The following is an 11,693-nucleotide window of genomic DNA, read 5'->3' as shown; positions in this document are numbered from 1 at the left end:
GGCGCTTATGAGGGACGCCCGCCTCAGGCCCCCTCACGGGGCACGGCGGGACAAGTTCGGTTTCCGGAAAAACCGGTAATTGAGGCCGCCGCGGGAGCACCCCCGCGGGGGCGGCGGCACCTGTCATAAAGGGGGTATGGGGGCATCAGCCCCCATCATTCATTTGAATCATCAATCCTTCATCAAAAGTTATTCCATCTCCCCCGCCGTCTTCCGGAGCAGGGCCGCCACTTGGCGCCGGAATTCGGCCGGCTCAATAGCCAATGCCACGTGCCGGTCGAGCACCATGATACGATCGGCCTGCGCTATCAGCGTATCCATGGCGCATGCAGCAAACACAAGGGCGGTGTCACCCATCATCTCCCGCTGACGGGCAAGGATCTCGGCAAGGGGCGTGATCTCTTCCTTCTGGAGACAGCTCCTGACGAGCAGGTTCGGGGCTGCCCGGTCCTCGTCGATGATGAGCAGCGGAGATCGTCGGGCGATCGCGGTCTGCATCTGGTGGGCCATTGACATCGAACCGCTGCCGGCGCCGAATGCCCCTTTCACGGTGCCGCTCACACCGGGCGGAAGAGCGTGGAAGAACATGCTGATGTCGGCACCGGCAAGGCCCATGTTCGTCGATTCCGCGGTACAGGCGCCCCGCACGGTTACGACCCGTTCCCGTCCGTCATGTGGCAGATGGTCGTCCATGCCCGCCAGGATGCCTTCGAGAAAGGTGGTCTTGCCTTGGGCATTCGATCCCGCCACCGCAAAGACTTCTTTCATCCGGATCCCGAGGCCGGTGACCGTGCGGCCGCTTGCCGGCAGCTCCACCTCCACCGGCCCGAGGTCAGCGGGGCATGCAAACGGAATGCTGACGCCGTCCCGCGGCCCGGCAACCCGGAAGAACGGGCGGTGCTGCGTGAAGCTCCGGGCAAGGTGCGAACCGTCGCCGACAAACGAGACAAGGCCGAGCGCCGGCAGCTGCTGCCGGAGCATCTTCTGGTCGAGCGAGGCGATCCATGCTGCCCGGAGCGGGAGGAGGGGGGCATTCTGAATGCTGTCACTGACGCCCTGTGCAAGGTCAGCAAGCAGGCGCTCCACCTCAGTATCGCTCCCGGACGAACCCTGCGGGCAGGGGAGAGCGCCCCGGATAATCAGGTGAACACCCGACCGGTCGCAGAAGTTCCGGGCATCGGCTTTCCAGAGGGCGGTGCCAATCGCCTCGTCTGAATGGATAACGGTATACGGCTCGATGGTATCGCGGTACCGCAGGGATCCCGCGACACCGCTGCCGTAGAGCGGCCCGAATTCCGGCGTCCTTTGTGCCTGCTCCTTGACCCGCTCGATAAGGGCGGCGACCGCACCGTCCGACCCGGCCGGATCGAGCCCGGTCTCATGCAACAGGTTTCGGCGGACAAGGAGCGGGAAACTGAACTGGAGTGCCTCACGGTCGAACGAGCGGACAATAAACGTCGTGGTGCCGTGAAGGATGGAGGAGGTGTCGATAGCCGCACCTTCCCCGGTCCACGCTGACAGGAACGAACGGAACGCAGACTCCCGGTCTTCCGGCGCCATACATCCGGATTGATGCCGGGCACAAAAAAGCTGGCGGGTTTGCGGTCATTACCGGCGATATACAACCCCGGTCTTTACCGGGCACACGTCTATGCACCGGCCGCAGAGATAGCATTCCCTCTTCGGGTCGTCCCGGCCGGCAACCCGCGCAGGGCATGCCTTTTCGCACTTCCCGCAGTCAGTGCAGGTCCCCGTTCTCCGGATCCGGAAGATGCTGACAGCGGACGGCAGGGAGAAGAGGACGCCGAAGGGGCAGAGGACCCGGCAGACCGGGCGGTAGAAGACGAGCGATAGGAGGACGAGAGCCGCTGCAACGATGAACCCGGCCGAGAAGGTCAGGCTGAAGAGATCATACAGCCCCGTGTATGCCATCAGGTCAACAAGGTACAGGGCGGCAATGGCTGTCACGGCAAAGACGGCTGCGCGGACAAGCTCCGGGATCTCCGTGCGGCGGAGCGTCACCTTCCGGGCCGGGACTGCATACGCACATTCCTGCAGCAACCCGACCGGGCAGAGTGCCCCGCAGAACACCCGGCCGGCCGCCAGTGCTGAGAGGATAACGAGGCAGATCACGATGGTGCCCGCGGTCATGGCTGACAGGCCGGACAGCACGTTCACAATCCCGCCAAGTTCCATCGGCATGATCGGCGCAACGAAGACGAACCCGGCAAAAACGCTCACCAGGGCCGTGGCAAGCACGATTCTCCGCGTCATGGTGCCGCGGTACCAGAGGTACGCGACAAGGGGCGTGCCTCCGGCCATGTAGACAAGTGCCAGTGTCGTACCTGCGACAGCGCTGCCGGTGAGGAGGCTCGTCAGCATGAGGGATGTCCCGAGGCCGAAGAGGGCCGAAAGCGCAAGGGCCGGGCGGGGCCTCACTTCCCGGATGCCTGCGATGCCCTTCCTGAAGAGCAGGAAGAAAATGCCGGTCATGACGAGGAAGAGGAGTATCTCCGCGACGGGCACGGAAATATGCAGCGTGTCCAGGAGCCCTTCGGTTGCCGTGTTCCCGGTAACCGTCCCGGGATCGGCCGTGGCTGCAGCAGTTGTATTGGCAGGTTCGGCTTCCTGCGGTGTAACGCGTGGGATGGACGCGGCTGAAGCCGGATCAGCAGGAACCGGTGTTGCAGTTGCCTGCACTGTCGTGGATGCCTGTGTTTGCTGCACAGCAGGCTGGACGGAGGACTGCGCCTGGCCGGACGAACCGGTCCGGGCAGGGAACCCCGCGGACTGCGAACCGGTGCGGGCGGTATAGTCGCAGAGGGTATTGGCGTCTGCATCCACATACAGGAAACACCTGCCCGGGGCAGGGCAGCCCCCGATGCCCCTGGGGCACACCGCTGCGCATGCCGGGTACGTGAGCCCGGCGGCAAGGAGGGCAGATGCGGCAATGCGCCTGATGGACGTGTGGATTTTCATGGGATTCACCATGTACTGTGTTTTTCATAAGAAGCACGTACAGGGCTTAAAGATTCAGAAGACGGCAAACCCGCAATTATCGCTCTTCCGGGTGATAGTGTACCCCGCGGCCATGCTACCAATTCATATACCGGCCCCGCGCTTTGAAGAGGATAGTCATGTGACGGCCCGCACCCTCCATACTCCTGTCCGGGACTGTCCCTCCATATTTATCCCCTTTTCCCGCCAAGGGTCTGAGAACACCATGTCGGCAACGCAGTTCTTCCCCATTCCCCCGGAGCTCTTCTCACGGGCCTGCAGGACAGTTACGGACCGGGTTTCGCAGCTGCCGTTCCTGAGGAGCGGGGTAACGGTCACCGGCGAGATGCTCGGGGTGGCCATGGAGAGCCTGAACGCGGTGCCGCAGAAAGCCCTTGCCATCACCACCCCACGGGATGCCGGCAGCGGCATGGAGGACGGGCTCGACCGGTGCCTGGAGGAGCGGCTGAGAGTCCCCGGAACAGCGGCAGCGCAGGTCATCGCAGAGGTCCTGGTGGGCGCCGGCATCGCAGAACCGGCCCGGATCCCGAACAAACATACGCACCGCGAGCACAGGGGCATCCGGCTTGTTGCACCATGGACATGGCACATCGCCTCGGCGCTGGCCCCGTCGGTACGGCTCGGCGGTGCGGGAGACGGGCCGGCCCTGTCGTGGATGGATGTCTGCCCGGTCTGCCGGACGGGGATCCTTGAGCGGGTGACCGGGAAGCAGCTCTTCGGTGTACCCCGGACGGACTTTTATATCGAGTGCAGCAGCTGCGGCGGGAAGTTCATACCGGTCGGCCAGGCTTACCGGCTCGTCTCCATCGCCACCGTCCGCGATCCGCTCTGGAAGAGCCAGCTGGACAAAACCCGGACGCCCGGGGAGTGGGCGGCCCTGGCGCGCGGTCCCGGCCCGGTGAAACCCCCCGTCCAGCGCCCTGCTGCAGGGAAACCGGAGACACCGGTCCTGCCAAAGCCTTCCGTTCTCCTCAGCACGCTGAAAGACGGTTCCCTTGCCGTTCCGGTTGCCGGCAAGATCCTGTACTTCCGTCCTGTCCCGCTCCGGTTCAGCGGCAGTGTCCGCGGGGATGCATTTTTCCGGGTACAGGCAACGCTGGAGGAACTCCTTGCACGGCCGGCCTTTTCGCACCTGCGGCCGCAGGTTGATGCGAAGTACTCCCGGTACCTCCCCCTCCGGGCAGGCATCTTCCTCTCCCAGCTCAAAGAGCGGCACGACCCGTTCTACCGGGAGTTCCTCAACCCGTACGGCGACGAGCGGTACGGGACGTTCCGGGCAGACGATCCTGAGGGTTTTGGGAAGCCGGGGGTCCTCATTGTTGTCGTGGACCGGGGCCTGTACCATGTGCTTGGATCTCCGGATCCCGTTGCCACAACCATCAGCAGCCGGCTCGGCCGGGTCGGGCCGGATGACTGTCTCCTGTCCGGGGACCCGGTGCGGTGCAGAATCAATGCGCTCCTGTGCACCAACCGGGAGAAGGCCGAGCTGTTCTTCTTTGCCGCGGAACAGGAGGAGGAGCGGCTTTCTGTCATACAGGGAACCGAGGGCGTAATTGCCGCCGGAGGCAGGTAAAAACCGCTGCGCGGAAATGATATCTGGATCAGAGAATTTTTCATATCGGATGATAACATTATAGTTACCGGTCTTGATACGCGGAAACGGAGTTTACGGATGAAATGCCCAAGTTGCGGGATGAATATTCGGGATGATACTGTCGTCTGCGGGTACTGCGGGGAGAAGATCCCCGAAAGCCTGCAGAAACAATCCGACAGCGCGGGCAGGAAGCAGCCCTTGCCGGGCCCTGCGGTTCAGAAAGGAGCTCCGGCCACACCTCCATCCGGCGGCGATGCTGGCGAAGAGGAGGAGGAAGGAGGGCTCTCCCCGTATCTCCAGAAAGGCGAGCAGGTGCTGATCGGCTCGCTGAACGTTTCCGTCAAAAAATTCTTTTTTCACGCTTACCTGACCGACCGGCGCATCTTCCTCATCGACACTCAGGAGAAGAAACTGAAGGTGACGGCAAAGGACGTCCCGCGGAACACCCTTGCCGGCAGCATCATCGAATATTCCGAGAACTCCGACCCGGTCCTTGTGCTGTCCATCCGATCTCCGGATGACGAGATCAAGACGATGAAGATCGTCTTTGTCCAGAACGGCATGGACCGGTCTGCCGAGATCGACGAGTGGATCGCGCTCCTCCAGAAGTCGGAAGAGCAGCCGGGAAAGGCAAAGAAGGGCGCTCACCGGCAGCCGGAGGAGGCAAGAGAGGAGAAAGAGGAACCGGAGGCAAAGGAGCCGGAAGAGGAGGCGGAGAGACCGCCGGTCCGGCCAAGGACCCCGGTGAAAGCGCAGGAACTGAGGCCGGCAAAGAAACCGGTCAAGGAACTTGAGAAGCAGCCTCCCGTAAAACGGCTGATCTCTGTCACGAAGGCAGCAGAGGAGGTTTCTGCTGCAGACCAGCCGGTCACGCCCCCGCGGCGGGCGCAGGTCCGGCAGGTACCGGAGCCGGCAAAGAAGGTGCCGGTCGTGGAGGAGCCCGGGTTTGAAGCCGCACCGGCGCCCCGCGACAATGTCCCGCCGGTGAAAAAGCCGGAGGTCCAGTCGGCGATGAAGGTTGCCATGAAGAGCGCCATGAAACCGCTGGCACAGCCCCCGGTCCGTTCCCCGCGACGGGAGATCTCCGAGCATGCCGTGCGGCGGCCGGTCGTGGAACCGGAGGTGCGGGAAACCGTCGAGCCCCGGCGGCCGCGGATCCATGAACGGACCCGTGAACCGCTGTTCCAGGAGCCCGCGGCCCCGGCCGCGGAAGAGCTGGTGGAACCGCCGGCGGAAATTCCCCAGTTCTGCCATAACTGCGGCAAGAAGCTTCCCGGGGAAGCGAACTTCTGTCCTGGCTGCGGGACGCGCCTTGGACAGAACCGGACCCTTCCTCACACGGCGGCCCGCTCAGCGCCGCCTGCCCGCGATAAGCGCCCCATCCCTGCCGACACCGTCCCCGCGGAGCGGAGGCCGGCGGTACCTGCGTCCCGTGCCGAAGGGCCGGGCGATGAGGATTTCGAGGACGAGAAGCCCCAGCCGACAAAACCGCCGGTCAAGAAGGCTCCCCGGGGATCCGAGATGACAATCCTCCACAAGTTCCTGAGACGGTAGGTTTTTTCCTAGACTCTTTGTTTTTCCCTCGTTTATTGATCGATCATTGGGATTACCCCTGTGTGTCGGCACGGTAGTGTTTTTTCTCCGGAAAATCACACCGGAGATCGATAATCCAGGGATCAATGATGGGGGCTGATACCCCCATACCCCCTTTGTGACAGGAGCTGCCGCCCCCGCGGGGGCGCTCCCGCTGCGGCTTTCAGTTACCCGTTTTCCCGGGATATGTCTTTGCCCGGCGACGAGGCCGAGCGACCCGCGAAGGGGGTGGAAATGCCCGTAATTATCGGACCAATAACCGATGCCAGCATATCAGATACTTCCGGATACTTTCCCCCTCCAAATCACTCCGGGTAATACATCTCGCATCAAAAATTGCTGTATCAGAAATGTTATATGAATTCCAGTCCCTTGTATACTAACGAAGTGTCACGAGGAACAACAGTGAAGAGAAATATCCATATCGAAGCACTGAACCAGATCCCGCTGGAGAAGCAGCGGAACGAGCTTGTCGAGCGCAAATGCCTGGGCCACCCCGACAGCATGGCCGACGGGATCGCAGAATCGATCAGCCAGGCACTCTGTAAGATGTATCTTGAGGAGCTCGGGGTCGTCCTCCACCACAACACCGACCAGGGCGAGGTCGTTGCCGGGGAGTCGAGCCCGAAGTTCGGGGGAGGCCGGATGATCCGCCCGATCTTCATTCTTATCGATGGGCGGGCGACCAAGTCATTCAACGGCGTCAACCTCCCGGTCGATGCCGTAGCGGTCGAAGCTGCGACAACCTACCTCCACAAGATCCTCCCCGACATCCGGCCCAACCGCGACCTGATGATTGACTGCCGGATCGGTACCGGATCGACCGACCTGCGGGACGTCTTCAAGATCGGCAACGGCAGGGTCCCACGGGCAAACGATACATCCTTCGGTGTCGGGCACGCCCCGTTCTCTGATGTCGAGACGATCATCCGCAACTCCGCTGAATATATCGACACGAAGCTCCGGAAGAAATATCCTGCCATCGGTCAGGACATCAAGATCATGGGCCTGCGGGACAAGGACACAATCACCCTCACGATCGCGTGCGCAATCGTCGATAAGTACTGCAGGGACATCCGCGAGTACGTGGAGTACATGGATATCCTGAAAGAGGAGATCACTGCAGTTGCGAAGAAGAGCACAAAGCGCAGGGTGGTTGTCCACGTCAACACCGCTGACGATATTAAAAAGAAGAGCGTGTTCCTGACCGTGACCGGCACCTCGGCCGAGATGGGAGACGACGGCTCGGTGGGCCGCGGCAACCGCTGCAACGGCCTCATCACCCCCAACCGTCCGATGAGCATGGAGGCGACGAGCGGCAAGAACCCGATCAACCATATCGGCAAGATGTATAACCTCCTCTCCACCCAGATCGCCCGGGAATGTGTCCGGAAGGTCGACGGGATCGAGGAGATGTACGTCCGGCTCCTCTCCCAGATCGGCAAGCCCATCGACCAGCCGCTCGTTGCAAGCATCCAGGTGCTTCCCTCGTCCGGCGTGAATCTGAAGGATATCAACGACGACATCTACGGCATTGTCGACGACCAGCTGGCCCATATCTCCGCCAACATCACCGAAAAGGTCATTGCCGGGAAACTCAAGACATTCTAACCGGTACAATGCCCCCTGCGCAAAAGACGGGAAAAAAAACCCGTGACACACAACCTTTTTCTGATATCGTGCGGCTCGCCATCCCCAACAAGGGGAGGATCGCTGCGCCGGTCATGGAGCTGGTCGAGAAGAGCGGTCTCCACCTGGCGGAGTCCGGCGAGCAGCGCCGGCTGATCACCCGGACCCTCGACCCCCATGTCGAGATCCTCTTTGCCCGCCCGGCAGACATCCCCGGTTACGTCGAGAACGGGGCGGCAGACCTCGGCATCACCGGCCACGATATGGTGACCGAACGCGGCGCCGATGTGCAGGAACTCCTCGACCTCCAGATGGGCAGGGCGAAGCTCGTGCTCGCTGTCCACGAGGACTCGGAGATCCAGACGCCCCGGGAGCTCAACGGCCACCGGGTTGCAACCGAGTTCCCCGTCATGGCCCGCACGTACTTTGCCCGGAAGAAGATCAATGCCGATATCGTCCAGGTCGGCGGGGCATGCGAGGCTACCCCTCACCTCGGGATCGCGGACGCGATCGTTGACCTCACCAGCTCCGGGACGACCCTGAAGACCAACCGCCTCCGTGTCATCGACGAGGTTTTGGTCACGTCCACATACCTGATCGCAAACCGGGATTCGCTTGAGAAAAAGAAGGAGAAGATCGACGAGATCCACCTGGCGTTCGAGAGCGTTATCCGGGCCAGGGGCCAGTGCTACCTGATGATGAACGTTAAAAAAGGCTGCCTTGATGCGGTGAAACGCGTTCTGCCGGGGCTCTCCGGCCCGACGGTGATGGACGTTGCATCGTCCGAAGGACTCGTTGCGGTCCACGCGGTCGTGAGCGAGGAGCGGGTGTATATGCTGATCAGCCAGCTGAAACAGGCCGGGGCACGGGATATTCTCGTCATGTCCATCCAGCGGATGATCCGCTGACTGCCATGAAGATCTTCCCTGCTGTCGATATCCTGGGCGGAAAGTGCGTCCAGCTGGTGCAGGGGAAGCGGGAGAGCGCCACCGCGTATGGCGATCCCCTCGCGTGTGCCACCCGCTGGCTCTCTATGGGTGCTACCGCCCTCCACGTGGTCAACCTCGACGGGGCGTTCGGCACCAGCTCGGAGAATGCCAGGCTCATCCGGGAAATAATCAAAAAGACCGGCACCGAGATTGAGCTTGGTGGCGGCATCCGTTCCGTCGACGATGCACGCCAATGGCTGGAGACCGGCGTTGACCGTGTTATCATCTCCACGCTCGCCACGCAGGACCCTGGCTGCATCCGCACCCTTGCCGATGAGTTTGGCAGCGGCCGGATCATGCCCGGCGTGGATGCAAAGGGCGGCCAGATCGCCGTGCACGGCTGGCAGGAGACGGCGGGCGACTTCCTTGGCTGGGCTAAGAAGTTCGAGGAGCTCGGCGCCGGTTCGCTCCTGTACACCAACGTCGACGTCGAGGGGCTGCAGCAGGGCGTGCGACTTGAGCCGGTGAAGCTGCTGATCGGCCATGTCCGGATTCCGGTCGTGGTCGCCGGCGGTGTCTCGACCCGGGCGGACGTGGCCGGCCTTCGGGATGCCGGGGCGCACGGCGCCGTGCTCGGCTCTGCGCTGTACAGCGGGAAGATCACCCTGAAAGATGCACTGGAGGAATGCCGATGAGATCTGTTACGGTGAAACGGGATACGAAAGAGACGAAGATTGTACTGAAGCTGAACGCGGACGGGTCCGGGAAGGCTGCAGCCGAGAGCGGCGTGCCGTTCTTCGACCACATGCTCACGTCCATGGCAAAGCACGGGGGGTTCGATCTCTCCTGCACGGCGACAGGTGACCTGGCGGTGGACTGCCACCACACGATCGAGGATATCGGGATCGTGCTCGGCGACGCCGTGAAGCAGGTTATGAATGACGGGAAGGGAATAAAGCGGTTTGCTCACGCGGTGATCCCGATGGACGAGGCGATCGCAACAGTCGCCCTTGACTGCGGCGGGCGCGGGTACCTCGTCTTCACCGGCACGTTCGGCAACAAAGCGGTCGGCACCATCCCGTCGGACATCTTCGAGCACTTCTTCTACTCGCTCTGCAACCGCGCCGGCATCACGGCGCACATCGCGTTCACCGGCAAAAACGACCACCACCAGTGCGAGGCGGTCTTCAAGGCGTTCGGGATCGCCCTTGGCGAGGCGCTTTCCCTGACCGGGAAGAAAGGTGTGCCGAGCACGAAGGGGAAGTTTTGAGAGACAGGTGCTTCTTCTTCTTCGGGAGGAAGTCCTGCACTTCTCCGGTCCGTTTTATTGAGGACATCATTTCAGCGCAGCTGCTACGACATCATCGATCGTATCGATATACTCAGTCCTGATCCCTGTTGTATTGGCGATGTAGGTCTTTGCGTCAACAGTCCGGGAAGTATACCTGACCATCTGGAACCCCCGATAGTCCTGGATCTGCTGTTCATACACGGTCATCCGGCTATTCTCACGCGGGAGGAGGAAACGTGTCATCCCGGACTCCTTTGCCGCTTCTGCCTTCTCCGGAATCCCCCCGATAGCACCGACATGGCCGTCGCTGTTGATCGTCCCGGTCAGGGTTACGGAAGGATCGATGGGCCGGTGCCCGAGCGCTGCAATGCAGAGGAGGGCCATCAGGGCACCGGCGCTCGGCCCGTCCACGGCAGCGACCTGGCGGTCCCCCTCGATGGAGAAGAGGATATCGGTCCCGCTCAGGTTGGTCCCGGTCCGGTTCGCTGCAACCGCGACCGCTGTATTGGCAGCGTCCTGGAAGACGATCCCCATCAGGGGTTTTGTCTCTACGAGAACCCTCCCCTGGCCCGGCTGGACGGTGACCGAGATGTTCATGACCGACCCGTTCGTGACAACGACCTGTTCGATGAACGGCCCGTTCCTCACCCGCTGGACTGACTGGCTCACCGAGGGAGCCAGCATGGAAGCCGCACCGGTGATTCCGGCAGGAATGGCCGGTGTGCCGGTGCTGCCCCCGGACAGCTGCACGCGGGATGCAGCAGCCGGGCCTGCCGATCTCTGGATCGTAAGATTGGCATCTGCCAGTTGCTGCTCGAGCTGCATGTTCTGCAGGCCCAGCAGGTTGATCCGGTCAACAAGGCCGGCGACCTGCTCCTGTTCATAGGGTGCGTACACAAATATCAGGCCGATATTGACCAGTAATGATAGTGCAAAAAGGATTGTCAGGATCCGGACGGCGTTCATGAGTTTCCTCCGGTTTACTGTTCCGGGATATTTTTCGCAGCACGCCAAATTCTTTCTCATTGTACCATAGTCCGTATCCCAACAGGGTAACCGGGACCCGGCCTTGTTTTTGACGGGGCATTACCCTGACCCTGCCGGGAAGAGCAGGCCACGAACAAAAGGGAGATCCAAAGTTCCGGTGGTCTGCCCTGGACTGGTATTCCGGGAGGAGAGTCCTGTCGTTGTACCCGATCCTACCCGGACCATCAGGAAGATAACCGTGCCGGCCGCACACCGCCGGCCATCGGAACAAATGATAAAAAAGCAGGGACCTTACGGCTTTGCAGCCAGGTCAACATCTTCCTTCTTGATCGTCTTGCGGCCTGCGTGCTCGGCAAGCTTGTTGGCTTCCTTGGTCAGCTGGGCGATGTACTTCTCTGCCTTGATGACGAGCGCTTCTGCGGCATCGCTGCCCACGCGTTCGGCTCCGTTCTTCTTTGCAATCCTTACAACTGCGGCAATTGGTAAATCTGCCATGTTTTAAACCTCATTGAAGAAATCCAATTGGTATATATAAATACTTTCTGGGAAAAGGCTCCAAATTGAACTGCGAAACGATATTGGAAGGTTTCCTGCAGGGCTAGGAATAAACGGAGTTCAGAATTTCGCAGAATATTTTTATATCTGTTTAAAT

General features: G+C 61.4%; 10 protein-coding genes. 6 read left to right on the top strand and 4 right to left on the bottom strand.

Translation table 11 applies throughout. The features are described 5' to 3' along the window. Positions 1-189: 189 nt before the first annotated feature. Both A4E33_RS11360 and A4E33_RS11355 read right to left on the bottom strand, forming a co-directional pair. On the bottom strand, positions 190-1,560 hold the full coding sequence (locus A4E33_RS11360) for a P-loop domain-containing protein (protein ID WP_292348237.1): 1,371 nt from the start codon (positions 1,558-1,560) through the stop codon (positions 190-192). Between the two features lie 48 nt (positions 1,561-1,608). Then, positions 1,609-2,979, bottom strand: a complete 1,371-nt coding sequence (locus tag A4E33_RS11355; protein WP_292348236.1) for a 4Fe-4S binding protein — start codon at positions 2,977-2,979, stop codon at positions 1,609-1,611. Between the two features lie 244 nt (positions 2,980-3,223). Between A4E33_RS11355 and A4E33_RS11350 the strand changes: the two genes are divergently transcribed. From A4E33_RS11350 to hisB, 6 genes are all read left to right on the top strand, one after another. Continuing rightward, positions 3,224-4,591 carry a hypothetical protein gene (locus A4E33_RS11350; protein WP_292348234.1) on the top strand — a complete coding sequence of 456 codons (1,368 nt, stop codon included), beginning with the start codon at positions 3,224-3,226 and terminating at the stop codon, positions 4,589-4,591. 120 nt (positions 4,592-4,711) lie between these two features. Further along, positions 4,712-6,166, top strand: coding sequence for a zinc ribbon domain-containing protein (locus tag A4E33_RS11345; RefSeq protein WP_292348233.1), 1,455 nt, complete (start codon positions 4,712-4,714; stop codon positions 6,164-6,166). 444 nt (positions 6,167-6,610) lie between these two features. Then, positions 6,611-7,816 carry a methionine adenosyltransferase gene (locus A4E33_RS11340; protein ID WP_292348231.1) on the top strand — a complete coding sequence of 402 codons (1,206 nt, stop codon included), beginning with the start codon at positions 6,611-6,613 and terminating at the stop codon, positions 7,814-7,816. 8 nt (positions 7,817-7,824) lie between these two features. Beyond that, complete coding sequence (gene hisG, locus A4E33_RS11335) at positions 7,825-8,742, top strand: ATP phosphoribosyltransferase (protein WP_292348229.1); 918 nt, start codon at positions 7,825-7,827, stop codon at positions 8,740-8,742. Between the two features lie 5 nt (positions 8,743-8,747). After that, complete coding sequence (gene hisA, locus A4E33_RS11330; protein ID WP_292348227.1) at positions 8,748-9,458, top strand: 1-(5-phosphoribosyl)-5-[(5-phosphoribosylamino)methylideneamino]imidazole-4-carboxamide isomerase; 711 nt, start codon at positions 8,748-8,750, stop codon at positions 9,456-9,458. Further along, on the top strand, positions 9,455-10,033 hold the full coding sequence (gene hisB / locus A4E33_RS11325) for an imidazoleglycerol-phosphate dehydratase HisB (protein WP_292348225.1): 579 nt from the start codon (positions 9,455-9,457) through the stop codon (positions 10,031-10,033). Before hisA ends, hisB begins: the two co-directional genes overlap by 4 nt. A gap of 66 nt (positions 10,034-10,099) precedes the next feature. Here hisB and A4E33_RS11320 read toward each other — a convergent pair whose 3' ends face one another. Continuing rightward, positions 10,100-11,020, bottom strand: coding sequence for a S16 family serine protease (locus tag A4E33_RS11320; protein WP_292348223.1), 921 nt, complete (start codon positions 11,018-11,020; stop codon positions 10,100-10,102). Positions 11,021-11,332: 312 nt separating this feature from the next. Beyond that, positions 11,333-11,536 (bottom strand): histone family protein, encoded by a 204-nt coding sequence (locus A4E33_RS11315; protein WP_292348221.1) that lies wholly within the window; start codon positions 11,534-11,536, stop codon positions 11,333-11,335. Positions 11,537-11,693 lie beyond the last annotated feature (157 nt).

This window comes from Methanoregula sp. PtaB.Bin085 (assembly GCF_002067035.1).
GTDB lineage: Archaea > Halobacteriota > Methanomicrobia > Methanomicrobiales > Methanospirillaceae > Methanoregula.
The sequence above is the reverse complement of the archived record's forward strand: the minus strand, read 5'-3'. Positions and strand labels throughout refer to the sequence as shown.

Bases quoted from the DNA above. Each gene is read 5' to 3' on its own strand.
- A4E33_RS11345 (WP_292348233.1), top strand. From the start codon at position 4,712: ATGAATATTCGGGATGATACTGTCGTCTGCGGGTACTGCGGGGAGAAG.
- A4E33_RS11360 (WP_292348237.1), bottom strand. From the start codon at position 1,560: ATGGCGCCGGAAGACCGGGAGTCTGCGTTCCGTTCGTTCCTGTCAGCG.
- A4E33_RS11320 (WP_292348223.1), bottom strand. From the start codon at position 11,020: ATGAACGCCGTCCGGATCCTGACAATCCTTTTTGCACTATCATTACTG.
- hisB (WP_292348225.1), top strand. From the start codon at position 9,455: ATGAGATCTGTTACGGTGAAACGGGATACGAAAGAGACGAAGATTGTA.
- A4E33_RS11350 (WP_292348234.1), top strand. From the start codon at position 3,224: ATGTCGGCAACGCAGTTCTTCCCCATTCCCCCGGAGCTCTTCTCACGG.
- hisG (WP_292348229.1), top strand. From the start codon at position 7,825: ATGCCCCCTGCGCAAAAGACGGGAAAAAAAACCCGTGACACACAACCT.
- A4E33_RS11355 (WP_292348236.1), bottom strand. From the start codon at position 2,979: ATGAAAATCCACACGTCCATCAGGCGCATTGCCGCATCTGCCCTCCTT.
- hisA (WP_292348227.1), top strand. From the start codon at position 8,748: ATGAAGATCTTCCCTGCTGTCGATATCCTGGGCGGAAAGTGCGTCCAG.
- A4E33_RS11315 (WP_292348221.1), bottom strand. From the start codon at position 11,536: ATGGCAGATTTACCAATTGCCGCAGTTGTAAGGATTGCAAAGAAGAAC.